Raw genomic sequence first — 16,445 nt, 5'->3', positions numbered from 1 at the left:
ATTTTAGGTCGCGCCGATGACGCCACCGCGCCAGTCGGCCATCCGATGGCCGTCATGCGGGGCTCCCGGGGCGCACGCACAGGCCGTGGAGCACGGTTTCGCACTGGGTGGCGATGAATTTTTCGGGGTCCAGCGTGCTCACGCCGTCGACGCAGACCATGGCCGAATGCTTCCAGAGCATCAGGAACACCATGGGCGCGACCACCGAATAGATGGCGTGGTCGATGTCCATGGGCACGAACTCGCCGCGGTCGATGCCGCGCTGCAGGATGCGGCGCAGCAGGTCGTGGCCGGGGCGCACCACCTGCTGGCGGTAGAACTCCGCCAACTCGGGAAAATTGCCGCCTTCGCTCATCATCAGCTTGGTCAGGCCCGAGGCCTTGGTCAGGCCGACGCGCTCCCACCAGACGTTCATGCAGTAGCGCAGCATCTCGGCCGTCGTGCCTTCGAAGGCCTCGAATTCGGCGTTCCACTCTGTGAAACGGCCGCCGAGGTTTTCGATCACCACGGCCTTGAACAGCTCTTCCTTGCTTGGAAAGTACAGAAAGAGGGTGCCCTTGGACACGCCGGCGCGGGCCGCCACTTCTTCCGAGCGGGTGGCGGCAAAGCCCTTTTCGACGAACAGGTCGAGCGCCGCCGCCAGCAGCTCGCCCGGACGCGCCTCCTTGCGCCGCTCGCGCTTGGACGGCAGCGGGCAGAACTTGTCGACGAGGGAACGGGGGGAGGCCATGATGTTAATGACTGACGGGTTAGTAATGTAGTGACCGGCATCCGGCCCGTCAAGCCGCGACAATACCCGTCCCCGCTTTTTCCAACCCACCCGGAGCCGCGCCATGTCTTCCTCACCGTCGCCCACCGAAACCATCGTGCTCGGCGGAGGCTGCTTCTGGTGCACCGAGGCGGTGTTCGACCGGGTGCAGGGCGTGCTGGACGTCGAATCGGGCTACAGCAACGGCCAAACGGTGAACCCGAGCTACGAGCAGATCTGCACCGGCCGCACCGGCCATGCCGAGGTCGTGAAGCTCGAATTCGATCCGGCGCAGATCAGCCTGCGCGAGCTGCTCGAGATCTTCTTCGTGGTGCACGACCCCACCACGCTCAACCGCCAGGGCAACGACGTCGGCACCCAGTACCGCAGCGGCATCTACACCACGAGCGACGCCCAGAAAGAGGTCGCCGACGCCGTCATCCGCGAGATCGAGGCCAGCAAGACCTACAGCTCGCCCGTGGTGACCGAAGTGGCGCCGCTGACCAACTACTCGACCGCCGAGGCCTACCACCAGGACTACTTCCTGAACCACCCGAACCAGGGCTACTGCGCGTTCGTGGTCGGCCCGAAGGTCGAGAAGTTCCAGAAGACCTTCGCCTCGCGCGTCAAGGCCTGAGTCTCTTTTTTACGCCCCGTGTCCGCCACCCTGCGCCAGACCCCGACCCGCATGACGCGCGCCACGCGCGCGCTCGTCGTCGCGCTGGCGTTCGCGCTCTGGTTCGCGGGCACGATGGGGCTGATGCACCGTTCGCTGCACGTGCCGGGCCTGCCCGCCGCTGCGGCGGCGGCGCAGGCACAGGCCGCGCATCGGCACGACACCGGCCACACGCTGGCCAGCCTCTTCGGCGTGCACGACGACGCCGACTGCCGCCTGTACGACCAGCTCGCGCACGGCACAGGCGTGCCCGGCGTGCCGCTGGTGGTGCTGCCGATGCTGTTGCCGGCGGCCACGTTTGCTTATCTGCAGGGCGAAGCCATCGCCCGCTGGGTCGCGCTTTTCGACGCGCGCGGCCCGCCGTCCACTCGCTGAATCCCCCGTGTTCCGGTGGCCGCACCCCTTCGGGCGGGTGAGGGCGGCCGGTCGTTCCCCGATTCAACGAGTGTTCCTTCTTCATGACCCCCCAATTCCGTCGCAACGCCATCGGCGCTGCCGTTCTTTCGCTCGCCTCGGTGGCGAGCCTGGCCCAGACCGCCGACACCGCCGCCGCCCCGACCGCTGACTCAGCCAGCCTGCGCGAGGTCACCGTCACTGGCAACCCGCTGGGCGCGAGCGACCTGATCGCGCCGACCACCTCGCTGTCGGGCGACCAGCTGCTGCTGCGCTCCGAATCGACTCTGGGCGAAACGCTGAACAACCTGCCCGGCGTGAGCAGCAGCTACTTTGGCCCCAACGCCAGCCGCCCCAGCATCCGCGGGCAGGACGGCGACCGCATCCGCATCCTGCAGAACGGCGGCGGCGCGCCCGACGCCTCGGCGCTGAGCTACGACCACGCGGTGCCCGTCGACGCGCTGGTGACCGAGCGCATCGAGGTGCTGCGCGGCCCCTCGGCGCTGCAGTACGGCGGCAGCGCCGTGGGCGGCGTGGTCAACGTGATCGACAACCGCATCCCGACCGAGCCCATCAACGGCTTCGGCGGCCGTGCCGATCTGGGCTACGCCAGCGGCAACAAGGAAAAGAGCGGCGGCGTGCTGCTCGAAGGCGGCAACGACCGCTTCGCCCTGCACGTCGACGCCTTCAACCGCGACTCGAAGGACGTGGCGGTGCCGGTCGCGCTTGAATGCAGCAAGCCGGGTCGCCCCTGGCTCGCGCGCCGCATCTGCAACTCCGCCAACGAGGCGCACGGCGGCGCCGTGGGCGGCACGCTGTTCTTCAGCCAGGGCTGGATCGGCGCCTCGGCCAGCACCTACCGCAGCAACTACGGCACCGTGGCCGAGGACGACGTGACTATCGGCATGAAGTCCGACCGCTACGCGCTGGAAGGCGAGTGGCGCCCGGGCGGCTTCATTCGCAGCATCCACGCCAAGGTGAGCCGCACCGACTACCGCCACACCGAGTTCGAGGGCCGCGAGGCTGGCACCACCTTCTCGAACCTGAGCAACGACCTGCGCATCGAGGCGCGGCACGAGAAGATCGGCAACCTCGAGGGCCTGGTCGGCTTCAGCCGCGAGACCAACCGTTTCGCCGCCGACGGCTCGGAGGCCTTCGCGCCGCACAGCCGCACGCGCTCCAACGCGCTGTTCCTGCACGAAGAGCTCGGCACCTCGTGGGGCCGCCTGAGCTTCGGCGCACGCACCGAGAAGGTCACGGTGCGCTCGCTGGGCTACCCCGACGACCTGTCGGTGACGCGTTTCGCCATCGGCGAGCGCACCTTCAACCCGCACAGCGCGGCGTTCGGCGCGCTGCTCAACCTCACGCCCCAGTGGCAGCTGACCTCGAACCTGGCCTACACCGAGCGCGCACCGAAGGACTACGAACTGCTCGCCAACGGACCGCACGTGGCCACGGCGGCGTGGGAGGTGGGCGACCCGAACCTGGGCAAGGAAAAGTCCACCGGCTTCGACCTGGGCGCGCAGTGGAAGTCGGGCCCGAACACGGCCCGCGTGAACGCGTACGTCACGCGCTTTCGCAACTACATCGGCCTGACCGCGTCGGGCCGCACGCTCGACGAGGAAGGGCAGGTCGTCACCGACCCTGAAGCGACCGACACGCTGGCCGAGTACCGCTACGGCGGCATGCGCGCGCGCTTCACCGGCATCGAGGCCAACGGCAACCTGCGGCTGCTGGGCACCGACGGTTTTGCGCGCATGGCCGACGCGGGCACGCTCGACCTCGAATGGCGCGGCGACATCGTGCGCGCGAAGAACCTCGACACCGGCGAGCCGCTGCCGCGCATCGCGCCGCTGCGCCTGGGCGCCACGCTGGCCTACGGCAACGGGCCGTGGACCGCGCGCGTCGGCTTCGACTACAACGCGGCGCAGCGCCGGGTGCCGAGCGTGGGCGCGCGCGAGACGGACGCGTACACGCTGTGGAACGCGTCCATCAGCTACCGCATGAAGGTGCAGCGCGCCAACCTCACCTGGTACGCGCGCATGGACAACATCGGGAACACGCTGGCCTACACGCCGACCTCGATCCTGACGACCACGGTGTTCCCGAAGGCGCCGCTGCCGGGGCGTTCGCTGAAGGTGGGCCTGCGCGTCACGTTCTGACGCGCCGGCCTTGCGCGCGACGGGCGCGCGCTATCCTCGCCGGGTGAATTCGTTCGTCATTTCTTCCCTGCTGCCCGTCGTTCTCCTCATTGCCGCCGGCTACCTCGCCGGACGGCGCCGGTGGATCGGCGGCAATGCGGTGAAAGACCTGTCGAACCTCATCTTCCTGCTGCTCGCGCCCGCGCTGCTGTTCCGCGCCATGAGCACGGTGCACGTGCAGGAGTTGAGCCTGAAGCCCGTGGCGGCGTACTTCATCGCCTCGGGCCTGCTGTTCGCGGCCACGCTCGCGTGGCGCGGCTTCAACCGCACGGGCGCGGTGCTCGCGCTGGCCAACACCTACAGCAACACCGTGATGATCGGCATCGCGCTGATCGGCCTGGCCTACGGCGAGCCCGGCATGGTGGTGCTGCTCACGCTGATCTCGCTGCATTCGCTCGTGCTCATGACCAGCGCCACCGTGGTGCTCGAGCTGGCCGTGGCGCGCGAGCATGCAGCGGTGGATGGGGCGCAGCGGCGCTCCATGGCGCGCACCGTGGGGCGCGCGCTGCGCAACGCCATCATCCATCCGGTGCCGCTGCCCATCATCGCGGGCCTGCTGTTCGCGCAGACGGGGCTGGTGATGCCCGAGGTGATCGACAAGCCGATCCAGCTGCTGGGCCAGGCCTTCGGGCCGGTCGCGCTGGTGATGGTGGGCATCACGCTCGCGCTCACGCCCATCGGGCGCCACTGGCGCGGCGCGCTGGTGCAGGCGCTGGTGAAGAACCTGGTGCATCCGCTGCTGGTGGCGCTCATCGGCTGGCTGCTGGGCGTGCGCGGCATCCCGCTCACCGTGATGGTGGTGGCGGCGGCGCTGCCCATCGGCGCCAACGTGTTCCTGTTCTCGCAGCGCTACCGCAGCGCCGAAGACCTGGTCACGGCCAGCGTGGCGGTGTCGACTGTGTTGGCGCTTGGCACGCTCACGCTCGTGATGGTCTGGGTGCAGTGGTTGCCCTGACGGCCCCCATTTCTCCCGCGCTTTTCGCGAACTTTTGCCCGACTGAGCGACAGCGCTAGCCCTATGCCGTTTGGCAGGGGTGGCCGTTTGGTGGGCTGGCGAGCGGCGTTCGCGCCCCTACATTTGCCGGCTGATGACGATCTACCCGGCGCGTGTTTCGCCCCTTGCCCTTGCAGTGACGGCGGTGGTCGCGACGGTGATCGCGCTGCACGGCGCACGCGCGCATGCGGCGGGCGAGGCCAAGCCATGCCGCACGCCCTGCCTGGCCGTTCCCGTGCCGGTTGAGGCACCGCCGGCCAAGGAAGCGGAGCCCAAGCCCGCCGTCGTGCGGCCCGCACCGAAGCCGCGCCCGCAGATCACCGCCACCGCAGCGCCGGCCCCGGCGCCCGAGGCGCATCGCGAACCCGTCGAGCGGCGCCCCGCGCCCTCCAAACGCTGCAGCGAGATCAACATGCGCGCCGCCGTCGGCGAGCCGCTGTCGGACCAGGACATGACCATTTTGAGGAGCCAGTGCTGATGACCACGACCACGAACACCACCGTCCCCCGCACCCTGTGGCGCGTGCTGGCGCTGTGCACCGCCGCGCTGCTGGCCACCGCCTGCGCGCACCGCCCTGCGCCCAGCAGCGCCATGCCCTTCGACCAGGCCGTCACCCAGGCGGTCGACGACCTCATGGTGCAGACCCAGAAGCTGCCGGCCTTCCTGGCCAAGGTGGAGTCGACGCTGACGCAGCGGCGCATCGTGATCGACCCGCTGCTCGAAGGCGCCAGCGGCCAGCAGACCGAGGTGACGCGCGTGGCCGAGCAGCGCATCGTGCAGCGCATGCAGGCGCAGTTCAAGCAGTTCACCGTGACGCCGTTCAACGCCAACGAGATCGGCAACGCGCAGTACGTGCTCAACGGCACGCTGGTGCGCGACAAGGACGCCTCGGGCGCGCCGTACCGGCTGAACCTCGCCATGACCGAGATCAAGAGCGGCATGGTGATCGCGCAGTCGGTGGCGCGCATCAGCGATGCCTCGCTCGACACGCGGCCCACCGCCTTCTTCCGCGACAGCCCCGTGAACGGCAAGGACCGCGGCGTGGAAGGCTACATCCGCACCGCCGAGACGCCGGCCGGGCAGGCCGCCGACGCGCTGTACCTGGAGCGCCTGCCGACCGCCACGGTGCTGCAGGAGGCCACCGCCGCCTACGAGGCCGGCCGCATGAGCGAGGCCCTGAGTCGCTACGAGGCCGCGTCGAAGCGCGCCGACGGCCAGCAGCTGCGCATCTACAGCGGGCTGTACCTCACGCAGTCGCAGCTGGGCCGCACGGCCGACGCCGAGCGCACTTTCGGCACGCTGGCGCGGCTGGGGCTCGAGAGCAACAACCTGAGCGTCAAGTTCCTGTTCAAGCCGGGCTCGACCGACTTCCTGGCCGACCCGAAGATCAGCGCGGCCTACCCGATGTGGCTGCGCCAGATCGCGCGGCAGGCGGCGCAGATCGATGCGTGTGTGGTGGTCACGGGCCACACGAGCCGCACGGGCTCGGAGGCGGTCAACGAGCGGCTGTCGCTGCAGCGCGCGACCAGCGTCAAGGCGCGGCTGGTGGGCGAGGCGCCGCCGCTGTCGAAGAAGCTGCGCGAAGCCGGCATGGGCTTTCGCGAGAACATCGTCGGCACGGGCGCCGACGATGCGAGCGACGCGCTGGACCGGCGCGTCGAATTCAAAGTCGCTGCGTGCGAGGCCTGACGCGAACTCAGGGAGCCAGGCGTTCGCGCACCCAGTCCGCGCCTTCGAGCCGGTAGCGCAGCCGGTCGTGCAGCCGGCTCTTGCGGCCCTGCCAGAACTCCCAGCGGTCGGGCACCAGCCGGAAGCCGCCCCAGTGCGGCGGACGCGGCGGCGAGAGCAGGTGCCTGGCGGCGTACACGGCGGCGTTCTTCACCAGCACGTCGCGCCCGCTGATCACTTCGCTCTGCGGGCTGGCCCAGGCGCCGATGCGTGAATCGAGCGGTCGGCTGGCGTAGTAGGCATCGCTTTCCTCGGCGCTGACGCGTTCCACGCGGCCCTCGATGCGCACCACGCGCTCCAGCTCGACCCAGTGGAACTGCAGCGACGCATACGGGTTGCCCGACAGCTCGCGGCCCTTGCGGCTGTCGTAGTTGGTGTACCAGACGATGCCGCGCGCGTCGTAGCCCTTGATCAGCACGATGCGGCTGGACGGGCGCAGGTCGCTGCCCACGGTGCACAGCGTCATCGCGTTGGGCTCGGGGATGTGCGCGTCGACGGCTTCGGTGAGCCAGCGCTCGAACTGCTGCAGCGGGTCGGCGGCGCTGCGGGTCTCGTCGAGCTCGGCGCGCTCGTAGCTCTTGCGCAGCGCGGCCAGCGCGTCCTTGGAAAGAGGAGAAGAAGTCATGCCGGGATTGTTGCGCACATACTTCGCCCATGACGACGACCGAGACGAACTCCCCGACCGTGATCGTGCTGGCCTCGGGCCGTGGCGAGCGTTTCATCGCGGCCGGCGGCACGGGTTCCAAGCTGAAGGCGCTGCTCGCGGGCCGGCCGGTGCTCGAGCGCACGCTCGACGCGGTGCGCGCGAGCGGCCTGCCGTGGCACCTGGAAGACGCCGGTCACCCCGGCATGGGCGATTCGATCGCCGCCGCCGTGCGCGCCACGCCCGACGCGGCGGGCTGGCTGATCCTGCCGGGCGACCTGCCGCTGGTGCAGCCCGCCACGCTGCGGGCGGTGGCCGCCGCGCTCGGCGGGCGGGTGAATGCCGTGCAGCCGCAATACCGGGGCGAGCGCGGGCACCCGGTGGGCTTTGCGGCGGGCTGCGGGGCGCAGCTGGCGGCGCTGGAGGGGAACCTGGGCGCATCGTCCGTGCTGCGGGCGATGCGTGCCATCGATGCGGTCGTCGACCTGGCGGTGGACGATGCTGGCGTGGTGACCGACATCGACACGCCCGAGGCCTTGGCGCGGGCCGAGGCGCTCTGGCAGGCGCGCGCGGGCGCCTGACGTCTAGCTCAGCCCTTGGGCACGACCGCGCAGAGCACGCGCGGGCCCGAGTTGCCGGCGGGCTGCGTCGTGAAGTCGTCGCGGTCGCGGTGCACCACGAGCGCGCGGCCGCGCACGTTGTTGGCGGCGCCGTCGGTCAGCGAGATCGCGTGGTTGTCGACGCTGAAGCGCGCCACGCCGCTGGCGTCGGCCACCAGGCTGGGCAGTTCGCCGGCGTGGCTGCCGGGTGCGGAGAACTTGCCGTGCGTGCCGCCGGCCGGGTTGAAGTGGCCGCCCGAGGCGTTGCCGTTGTCGCCGCAGTCGCCCTTTTCGTGGATGTGGAACCCATGCTCGCTGCCCGGCGCCAGGCCGCGCACCTCGCCGGACACGCGCACGCCGTGGTCGAGGGCGGTGAGCGTCACCGAGCCGCGCGCGGGGTTGGGCGTGACGGCGGCGGTCGGCGTCAGCTCGACCGTGGTGCTCGGCTTGCCGCCCATGCTGCCGCAGGCGGCGAGCACGGCGGTGGCGAGGAGGGCGGTGCCGGTGGCGAGGAGGCGGCGATGGTTCATGGTTTTTCCTTGTCGAACGATGCGGAAGAAGAGGGTGAATTGTCGGAAGACCCCGGAACATATACCGGAGCCGGCGGTGCGCCGCAATCGGCCGGTGCCGCGACAGGGGCTCCGGACGGCGCATCGGCCGTGGCCAGCGCCACCAGCCGGGCCAGCGCCGCGTCGTGGATCGCATGGCGCTGCAGCTCGAGCAGGGTCTGGCGCGCGTAGTCGAGCGAGCTGCCGTAACGGCCCACGGCATTCGCGAAGATGTGGCGGTAGCGCTCGTCGCTGAGCTCGCCCGTGAAGTTGGGGCTGCGCCGCGAGAGCGTGAAGGCCAGCGCGCGCACCGGCCCTTCGGCCGTGCCGCACTGCAGCCACTTGGGGTCATACACGCCGGTCGGCATCTCGCGCAGCCACAGGCGCTTCAGCGTCTCCAGGCCCTCGGCCTTCGGCACGCGGAACACCACGCCCCGGCAGCTGCCGCCCGAGAGCAGGCCGAAGACCAGGCCCGGCGTCTGCACGCTGCCGCGGTTGACCCGGCTCCACATCTTGAGCGCGCGGTGCCAGCCCTGCACTGTGGCCGCGCGCCGTTCCGCAAAGCCGAATTCGGGCCGCCAGATCAGCGAGCCGTAGCCGAACAGCCAGAGATCGTCGCGGCCGCCCCAGTCGGCGATCGCACGTTCCAGCATCGGCTGCGGGTCGCGCAGCGGACGGGGCATGGGGTCCAGCCCCGGCGGACCGGGGTCCGGCGCGACGGCTGACACGGGGGTGTCGGAGGGGGCGCCTACAATTTCGTGATCATGGTTCACCGCACCATTATTTACCGACCCCTTTCCTACGGAGTTCGCGCTTCCATGAACAACGACGACAGCCAACAGAATTTCGCCCTCGGTTTCCTGGTGGCATTGATCGCGCTCGTGATCATGTTCGTGATCGGCGTCGCCTTCTGGCACAAGGGCCTGGGCGCGACGGCCGCGCACGCCAAGCCCGCTGTCGCGGCTTCGGCAGCGGCGCCCGGTGGCGCGGTGCAGGTGACCGAAGTCACCGAGACCGTCACCGTGGTGATCCCTGACGGCGCCAGCATCCGCGTGGTCGGCGGCGTGGTGAATTTCTACTTCGCGACCGGCAGCGCTGACCTCGCACCGGGCGCCGCCGAGGCGCTGGCCCTGGTCATCAAGGGCGTCGAAGGTGGCCGCAAGGCGGTGGTTTCGGGCTTCCACGACACCACCGGTGACGCCGCCGTCAACGAGGAACTCGCCAAGAACCGCGCCCAGATGGTGCGCGAGGTGCTGACGGGCCTGGGCGTGCCGGCCGAGAAGATCGACCTGCAGAAGCCCGCCGTTACTGCCGGCTCGGGCAACAACGCCGAGGCGCGTCGCGTCGAAGTCCGGCTGGTCGACTGAACGCCCGGCCCCCGCACGCCCGTTCGCACAACCCGGCATGGCCGGGTTTTTTGTGCCTGCACGCAGCCGGTGGCATGTCCGACTGATTTCGTATCGTTCTGCGGCCTGATTTCATCAGGGTTTTGCGCTCGAGTTGGTACGATGGGCCTCCAGGCCCCCAGTCGCGCCGGCGACACGCAGCAAGAGCCAACTTCCCCATGAGCAGCACACACCCCACCGTCCGCGACGTCACCGATCGCATCCGCGCGCGCAGCCGCGACACGCGCAGCACCTACCTCACGCGACTGGCCGAGATCCGCGCCCGCGACCGCGGCTCCGACCGCATGGGCTGCGCCAACGTGGCGCATGCCGTGGCCGGCATCCCGGCCAACGACAAGTTCAAGGTGGTGGCCGAGCGCGCGCCCAACCTGGGCATCGTCACCGCCTACAACGACATGCTCTCGGCCCACGCGCCGTACCAGGGCTACCCGGACATCATCAAGCACGAGGCCCGCCGCCACGGCGCCACGGCGCAGGTGGCCGGCGGCGTGCCCGCCATGTGCGACGGCGTCACGCAGGGCACGCCCGGCATGGAGCTGAGCCTGTTCAGCCGTGACCTGATCGCCATGAGCACCGCCGTCGCGCTCACGCACGACATGTTCGACGGCGCGCTGATGCTCGGCGTGTGCGACAAGATCGTGCCGGGCCTCTTGATCGGCGCGCTGCACTTCGGCCACCTGCCCACCGTCTTCGTGCCCGCCGGGCCGATGCCCTCGGGCCTGTCGAACACCGCCAAGTCGAAGGTGCGCGAGCAGGCGGCGCAGGGCCTCGTGGGCCGCCAGGGCCTGCTCGAGGCCGAGATGGCCGCCTATCACACGGTCGGCACCTGCACCTTCTACGGCACGGCCAACAGCAACCAGATGCTGCTGGAGGCCATGGGCCTGCACGTGCCCGGCACGGCCTTCATCCAGCCCGGCGACGCCATGCGCGAGACGCTCACACGCGAAGCGGTGCGCTCGGTGCTCGGCAAGGCCAGCGACACGGCCTTCAACTGCCCGCCGATTGGCGAGATGGTCGACGAGCGCTGCATCGTCAACGCCATGGTCGCGCTGCTGGCCACGGGCGGCTCCACCAACCACCTGATCCACTGGGTGGCCGTGGCGCGCGCCGCGGGCATCCTCATCGACTGGGACGACTTCTCCCAGCTGTCCGACGTGGTGCCGCTGCTCACGCGCGTGTACCCCAACGGCAGCGCCGACGTGAACGAGTTCCAGGCCTGCGGCGGCCCGGGCTTCGTGATCGGCGAACTGGTCGAGGCCGGCCTGATGCATGCCGACGTGCTCACGGTGCGCGCCGGCGGCATCCGCGAATTCGCCCACATCCCGTCGCTGGCCGGCGAGAACACCCTGCAATGGACGCCCGCTGCGCCGCTGCAGAAGGAAGCCGTCACGCGCCCGGTGGCCAGCCCCTTCAGCGCCACCGGCGGCCTCAAGCTGCTCAGCGGCAACCTGGGGCGCAGCGTGATCAAGGTGTCGTCGGTGCCCGACGACCGCCACGTCATCGAAGCGCCAGCCCGTGTGTTCGACTCGCAGGCCGCGCTGCAGAAGGCGTTCACGGCCGGCGAGCTGGAGCGCGACGTGGTCTGCGTGGTGCGCTGGCAAGGCCCGCAGGCCAACGGCATGCCCGAGCTGCACAAGCTCACGCCACCGCTGTCGGTGCTGCAGGGCAAGGGCTTCCGCGTGGCACTGGTCACCGACGGCCGCATGAGCGGCGCCTCGGGCAAGATCCCGGCCGCCATCCACGTGTCGCCCGAAGCCGCTGCCGGCGGCCCGCTGGCCAAGGTGCGCGACGGCGACCTGATCCGCCTCGACGCCGTAGCGGGTACGCTCGCCGTGCTGCTGCCCGAAGACGAATGGGCCGCGCGCGAGACCGCGACGCTGTCCGACGCGCAACGCATCGCGGACGGGCACGGCCTGGGCCGCGAACTGTTCGCCGGCATGCGCCGCAACGCCCTGACCGCCGAAGAGGGCGCCTGCACCTGGATGTGACGGGGCCCCACGCGGGCCGCAAGAAATTTTTGGAGCCATGAGATGACAGACAGACTCACCCCCCTCGACGTGATGCGCGACGCACCCGTCATTCCGGTCATCGTGCTGAACGACGTGAAAGACGCCGTGCCCCTGGCGCGCGCGCTGGTCGCAGGCGGCATCCGTATGCTCGAAGTGACGCTGCGCACGCCGCAGGCGCTGCAGTGCATCGAAGCCATCGCCAAGGAAGTGCCCGAGGCCGTGGCCGGCGCGGGCACCATCCGCAGCGCGGCCGACGCACAGGCCTCCGCGCTGGCCGGCGCCAAGTTCGGCGTGAGCCCGGGCTACACGCGCGCGGTCGGCAAGGCCTGCCACGATCTCGGCCTGCCGCTGCTGCCCGGCGTGGCCACCGGCAGCGAGATCATGACGGCGCAGGAAGACGGCTACACCCAGCTCAAGTTCTTCCCCGCGCTGCAAGCCGGCGGTCTGCCGATGCTCAAGGCCTGGCAGGGCCCGTTCGGCGACGTCACCTTCTGCCCCACGGGCGGCATCCATGCGGGCAACGCGGCCGAGTTCCTCGCGCTGTCGAACGTGGCCTGCGTGGGCGGCTCGTGGATCGTGCCGACCGACGCCATCCGCGAAGGCAACTGGGCATTGATCGAGCAACTGGCGCGCGCCGCGAGCCAGCTGCCCCGCTGAGCATGTCGGCCGATTTCGACGCGGGCGACCTCAAGGTCATCGCGTTCGACGTGTTCGGCACGGTGGTCGACTGGCACAGCGGCATCGCGGCCGAGGTCGAGCGCGTGCTGCCCGGCGTGGACGGCGCGGCCTTTGCGCTGGCCTGGCGCGCCGGCTACCAGCCCGCCATGAAGGCCGTGATGGAACGCATCGCGGCCGGCGAGGGCGGCTTCACGCTGCTCGACGAGCTGCACCTGAGCATGCTCGAACAGGTGCTGCACGACTTCAGCCTGGCCGACCACCTCGACAGCGCCGCCAAGCGCGACCTGAGCCGCGCCTGGCACCGCCTGCCGGCCTGGCCCGATGCGGTCGAGGGGCTCACGCGGTTGAAGAAGAAGTTCACCATCTGCACGCTCTCCAACGGCAACATCGGCCTGCTCACCGAGATGGCCAAGCGCGCCGGCCTGCCCTGGGACTGCGTGCTGTCGGCCGAGGTGTTCAAGGCCTACAAGCCCGACCCGCGCACCTACCTCGGCGTAGCGGGCGTGTTCGATGCGACGCCCGGGCAGGTCATGCTCGCCGCGGCGCACCACGACGACCTGGCGGCCGCGCGCGTGTGCGGCCTGAAGACGGCGTACATCGAGCGGCCCCACGAGTTCGGCCGCAACCAGCCGAAGGACGTGTCGCCGCAGCCGGACAACAGCCTGCATGTGCGCAACATCGTCGCGTTGGCCGACCGGCTGGGCTGCTGATCAATCAGTCCGTGATGAGTTTTTCCACCGTGCGCAGGTTGCGCGTGGTGGTGCTCGACTTGTAGCGGGCCTTCGCGAGCACCTTCGCCACCGGCGTCTCCAGGCTTTCGCCGCGCGGGCACTGCCAGTACAGCACGCCATCGCCGCGCACCAGTTGCTCGACCTTGGCATCGACCGTGCCGGCCTTGTCCATGATCTCGTCGAGCATCGCGGCGTCGGAGCCGAACACGAGGTAGGGATGGTGCGTGTCGTCGATGCGCTCAAAGGGATAGCCCGCCGCCATGTCGGCCACCTGCCGCTGCGTGAGCAACACGATCCAAGCCTCGTAACCGAAGCGCTGGCGCAGCGCCTGCTCGATGCGCGTGCGCAGCGCGGCGGCATCGGGCGCGTCGGTGTCGAACAGCACGTTGCCGCTGGCGAGCACCGTTCGCACCGCGCCGAAGCCGAGTTCGTCGACGAACAGCGCCTTCAGGTCGGCACTCTTGATCGTGATGCCGTTGACGTTCACGCCGCGCAGCAGGGCGACGTAGCGCGTCAGCGGCGTCTGCTTCTTCTTCGGGCTTGTCATGGCGGTACGTATCGCCCGGGAAGGCTCAGCGCAGGCCGCCGCCCGACGCGTTCTCGTTGCGCTGGATCAGCTCGATCTTGTAGCCGTCGGGGTCCGTCACGAAGGCGATCACCGTCGTGCCGCCTTTGACCGGGCCGGCCTCACGCGTCACGTTGCCGCCGGCGGCCTTGATCTTGTCGCAGGCCGCGTAGGCGTCGGGCACGCCGAGCGCGATGTGGCCATAGGCGGTGCCGAGCTCGTAGCGCTCGGTGCCCCAGTTGTAGGTCAGCTCGATCTCGGCCTGGTCGGGGTTGCCGTTGCCGTAGCCGACGAAGGCGAGGCTGTACTTGTACTCGGGGTTTTCCGACGTGCGCAGCAGCGTCATGCCGAGCACCTGCGTGTAGAAGTCGATGGAGCGCTGGAGATTGCCAACGCGCAGCATGGTGTGGAGAAGTCGCATCTCGTGGGTCTGTCGTTATGGGGGGAAGGGGGCTATTGTCGCCCTCTGCGCCGGGCGATCAAGCCGCCAGCGTCAGCAGGTGCGCCTGGTGCTTCTTCAGGAAATCCATCAGGTGCCGCGGGTACTCGGGCACCACCGCCGCGCGCACGCTGGGGCGCGCCGCCAGCGCATGGCGCCAGGCATTCACCTTGGGCAGCGCGTCGAACAGGTGTGAATCGCTGACCGCGTCGAACACCTCGAAGTAGCGGAACACCGGCGCGAACACCGCATCGACGAGGCTGAAGGCTTCGCCCGCGAAGTAGGGACCTTGCCCCAGCGCGGCCTCGACGCGTTCGAACCTGGCGGCCAGTGCCTCGCGCTTCTGCGCGAACACGGCGGCGTCCTGCGTGGTCTCGTAGCCCCACAGGTCGGCGAGGATGGCCGAGCCGAATTCCATCCATGCGCGATGCTGCGCACGTGCGAGTGGGTCTTCGGGGTGCAGGCGGGCGCCGGGCTGCGTCTCCTCGAGGTATTCGCAGATCACGTTGCTCTCGAACAGCACGGCCTCGGTGCCGTCGGGGCGCTGCACCTTCAGCGGCGGCACCTTGCCCAGCGGCGAGATGTCGAGAAACCACTGGGGCTTGTTCGCGAGATCGATCACGACGCGCTCGAAGGGCACGTTCTTCTCGTGCAGCGCGATCGCGGCGCGTTGCACGTAGGGGCACAGCAGGTGGCTGACGAGGGTGAGGGCCTGGGTCATGGGGCGTTCCGTCTTCGAAGAAATAGGTGGTCGGATCGCCGCGATTCTTGCGGTCCTGAACAACCTTTTCTGGAAAAGCCCATTCGGGCGCCGCCCGGGTGCTACGGCTTAGGAAAAAGGTACGCGCCGGCCGCAGGCTTGAGAAGGGGCTTGAGTTCGGTGAACGGCAGCGCCACCGTGGTGCCGAGGCAGGCGCCGAGCGCATGCGGCACGCCGCTGACCGCGACGGTCAGCGCATCGCGCCCGCGGGTGCGCTCGAAATGCAATGCCAGGTACTCGGGCCACACCTCGTCGCAACCCGTGTAGTGCTGCAGGTCTGCGGCGGCTGCGGATTCGGGCCCACGTCCCTCTGCCTTCAGCTTCTTCCCGATCAGCGCCATGAGCGTCTTGCTCGGCGCGAACCCCTCCGGCGTCCTGGTGAACGCGCGGAACAGGCGATCGAAGTCGAGGTACTCGCCGCGGACCAGGTCGAGCGTGTAGGGCGCGTAGTGGTTGTGGGGATGGGCGCCGCCGCAGTCGGTGCTTCCCGATTCGACGACGCTCATCAGCGTCGGGCTGAGAAAGGTGACGCGCACCGATTCCGCGTCGTAGTTTCCCAGCGAGCCCGCCGCCGGGTGCGTCTCGGTGTAAAGGGTGGCCTTGCATTCGAGCGCGGCGAGGCTGAGCTGTCCGTGCCTGCGCGCGAGGATGGCGTTGACCTTCTCGACCATGCGCGCATCCGGGTGTCGCGTGAGCCGCGGATAGGAAAAGCGCGTGCGCGGATCGATGACCATGCGCCATGCCACCGCTCCGCTGACGTGCTCCGCGCCTTGCTTGAGCGGGGTCTGCAGCTTCAGGTGGTCGTAGGGTGCCGTCTCGATGGAAACCGGTGCGTCCGAAGCCGCGCCGGTGGTGTTGCCTGGCGGGATGGCGCGCGTCACTGGTGCGGTTGCGCCGGGATTCTGGTCCGGGTCGTATTGGCGAACTTGCCGAAGCTCGAACGCGACGTTCTGCTTGCCAGGGCCATCGCTCCAGCTTCCGGAAAAAGTGCCGTCGACCACCTGGCCGCGCCACGTCGGACCCGGCTGTCGGGTCTGCGCGTCTTCGAACAACGGCGCGTTGCCGCCTTGTGCCGCCCGGTACATCGCCTCGCCCTGGATCGGGAGGGCTTCCACGAGCGTCGTCACCGGCCCGGAGAGCGGAATGTCGACACCGTGGCGGCGATAGAAATACCGCCCGACGCCAGAAGCATTCATTTCGAGCACGACCTCGCTGGTGCCGAGGGTGCCTTGGTAGACCGTACGGACTTCTGCCAGGGCCGGCATCGCCGACCCGAGCAACGTCGCCCACGCGAGGAAGAGTCGGGTCGCGTTGCGCATCGTGGGGC

Annotated in this window: 19 protein-coding genes; 11 read left to right on the top strand and 8 right to left on the bottom strand. The window is 69.6% G+C overall.

All coding sequences use genetic code 11. From position 1 onward, the window contains the following. Positions 1-52: 52 nt before the first annotated feature. A complete protein-coding gene (locus AC07OH_RS28080; RefSeq protein WP_095950801.1) occupies positions 53-730 on the bottom strand; it encodes a TetR/AcrR family transcriptional regulator in 678 nt (225 codons plus the stop codon). A 103-nt stretch (positions 731-833) separates the two neighbouring features. Here AC07OH_RS28080 and msrA point away from each other — a divergent pair, with 103 nt between their 5' ends. The 6 genes from msrA to AC07OH_RS28050 all read left to right on the top strand — a co-directional run bounded on the left by msrA (position 834) and on the right by AC07OH_RS28050 (position 6,701). Next, complete coding sequence (msrA, locus tag AC07OH_RS28075; RefSeq protein ID WP_495302890.1) at positions 834-1,385, top strand: peptide-methionine (S)-S-oxide reductase MsrA; 552 nt, start codon at positions 834-836, stop codon at positions 1,383-1,385. Positions 1,386-1,403: 18 nt separating this feature from the next. After that, positions 1,404-1,799: a hypothetical protein gene (locus AC07OH_RS28070; RefSeq protein WP_495302889.1), complete on the top strand. Its 396-nt coding sequence runs from the start codon at positions 1,404-1,406 to the stop codon at positions 1,797-1,799. 83 nt (positions 1,800-1,882) lie between these two features. Then, the gene (locus AC07OH_RS28065) at positions 1,883-3,979 is read left to right on the top strand and encodes a TonB-dependent receptor (RefSeq protein WP_495302888.1); all 2,097 of its coding nucleotides are present in this window, start codon (positions 1,883-1,885) and stop codon (positions 3,977-3,979) included. A 43-nt stretch (positions 3,980-4,022) separates the two neighbouring features. Beyond that, the gene (locus AC07OH_RS28060) at positions 4,023-4,973 is read left to right on the top strand and encodes an AEC family transporter (protein WP_495302887.1); all 951 of its coding nucleotides are present in this window, start codon (positions 4,023-4,025) and stop codon (positions 4,971-4,973) included. A 133-nt stretch (positions 4,974-5,106) separates the two neighbouring features. Beyond that, positions 5,107-5,490, top strand: coding sequence for a hypothetical protein (locus tag AC07OH_RS28055; protein WP_495302886.1), 384 nt, complete (start codon positions 5,107-5,109; stop codon positions 5,488-5,490). Then, complete coding sequence (locus AC07OH_RS28050) at positions 5,490-6,701, top strand: OmpA family protein (RefSeq protein ID WP_495302885.1); 1,212 nt, start codon at positions 5,490-5,492, stop codon at positions 6,699-6,701. The genes AC07OH_RS28055 and AC07OH_RS28050 overlap by 1 nt, the downstream gene beginning before the upstream one ends. Positions 6,702-6,708: 7 nt before the next feature. Here AC07OH_RS28050 and pdxH read toward each other — a convergent pair whose 3' ends face one another. Beyond that, positions 6,709-7,365, bottom strand: coding sequence for a pyridoxamine 5'-phosphate oxidase (pdxH, locus tag AC07OH_RS28045; protein ID WP_354343788.1), 657 nt, complete (start codon positions 7,363-7,365; stop codon positions 6,709-6,711). A 29-nt stretch (positions 7,366-7,394) separates the two neighbouring features. Here pdxH and AC07OH_RS28040 point away from each other — a divergent pair, with 29 nt between their 5' ends. Next, on the top strand, positions 7,395-7,964 hold the full coding sequence (locus AC07OH_RS28040; RefSeq protein ID WP_495302884.1) for a nucleotidyltransferase family protein: 570 nt from the start codon (positions 7,395-7,397) through the stop codon (positions 7,962-7,964). 8 nt (positions 7,965-7,972) lie between these two features. On the opposite strand, the gene AC07OH_RS28035 is transcribed toward AC07OH_RS28040, so the two are convergent. Together AC07OH_RS28035 and AC07OH_RS28030 are read right to left on the bottom strand one after the other, a co-directional pair. Beyond that, positions 7,973-8,512 carry a superoxide dismutase family protein gene (locus AC07OH_RS28035; protein WP_495302883.1) on the bottom strand — a complete coding sequence of 180 codons (540 nt, stop codon included), beginning with the start codon at positions 8,510-8,512 and terminating at the stop codon, positions 7,973-7,975. Further along, positions 8,509-9,213 (bottom strand): gamma-glutamylcyclotransferase, encoded by a 705-nt coding sequence (locus AC07OH_RS28030; protein WP_495302882.1) that lies wholly within the window; start codon positions 9,211-9,213, stop codon positions 8,509-8,511. The genes AC07OH_RS28035 and AC07OH_RS28030 overlap by 4 nt, the downstream gene beginning before the upstream one ends. Before the next feature lie 135 nt (positions 9,214-9,348). On the opposite strand from AC07OH_RS28030, the gene AC07OH_RS28025 reads away from it, so the two are divergent. From AC07OH_RS28025 to AC07OH_RS28010, 4 genes are all read left to right on the top strand, one after another. Further along, positions 9,349-9,897: an OmpA family protein gene (locus AC07OH_RS28025; protein ID WP_489058173.1), complete on the top strand. Its 549-nt coding sequence runs from the start codon at positions 9,349-9,351 to the stop codon at positions 9,895-9,897. A 197-nt stretch (positions 9,898-10,094) separates the two neighbouring features. After that, positions 10,095-11,924, top strand: a complete 1,830-nt coding sequence (gene edd, locus AC07OH_RS28020) for a phosphogluconate dehydratase (protein ID WP_495302881.1) — start codon at positions 10,095-10,097, stop codon at positions 11,922-11,924. 42 nt (positions 11,925-11,966) lie between these two features. After that, positions 11,967-12,602: a bifunctional 4-hydroxy-2-oxoglutarate aldolase/2-dehydro-3-deoxy-phosphogluconate aldolase gene (gene eda, locus AC07OH_RS28015; protein ID WP_307696061.1), complete on the top strand. Its 636-nt coding sequence runs from the start codon at positions 11,967-11,969 to the stop codon at positions 12,600-12,602. A gap of 2 nt (positions 12,603-12,604) precedes the next feature. Next, positions 12,605-13,333: a haloacid dehalogenase type II gene (locus tag AC07OH_RS28010; protein WP_495302880.1), complete on the top strand. Its 729-nt coding sequence runs from the start codon at positions 12,605-12,607 to the stop codon at positions 13,331-13,333. A gap of 4 nt (positions 13,334-13,337) precedes the next feature. Here AC07OH_RS28010 and AC07OH_RS28005 read toward each other — a convergent pair whose 3' ends face one another. The 4 genes from AC07OH_RS28005 to AC07OH_RS27990 form a co-directional block, all read right to left on the bottom strand. Then, positions 13,338-13,901, bottom strand: a complete 564-nt coding sequence (locus tag AC07OH_RS28005; protein ID WP_495302879.1) for a DUF1697 domain-containing protein — start codon at positions 13,899-13,901, stop codon at positions 13,338-13,340. A gap of 25 nt (positions 13,902-13,926) precedes the next feature. After that, positions 13,927-14,340: a lactoylglutathione lyase gene (gloA, locus tag AC07OH_RS28000; protein ID WP_495302878.1), complete on the bottom strand. Its 414-nt coding sequence runs from the start codon at positions 14,338-14,340 to the stop codon at positions 13,927-13,929. A 58-nt stretch (positions 14,341-14,398) separates the two neighbouring features. Then, positions 14,399-15,079 carry a glutathione S-transferase family protein gene (locus AC07OH_RS27995; RefSeq protein ID WP_495302877.1) on the bottom strand — a complete coding sequence of 227 codons (681 nt, stop codon included), beginning with the start codon at positions 15,077-15,079 and terminating at the stop codon, positions 14,399-14,401. Between the two features lie 101 nt (positions 15,080-15,180). Further along, the gene (locus AC07OH_RS27990; RefSeq protein WP_495302876.1) at positions 15,181-16,437 is read right to left on the bottom strand and encodes a hypothetical protein; all 1,257 of its coding nucleotides are present in this window, start codon (positions 16,435-16,437) and stop codon (positions 15,181-15,183) included. Between the last annotated feature and the right edge of the window lie 8 nt (positions 16,438-16,445).

It is taken from the genome of Variovorax sp. GW821-FHT10C12 (assembly GCF_059415405.1).
This window is presented reverse-complemented; position numbering and strand designations above follow the sequence as displayed.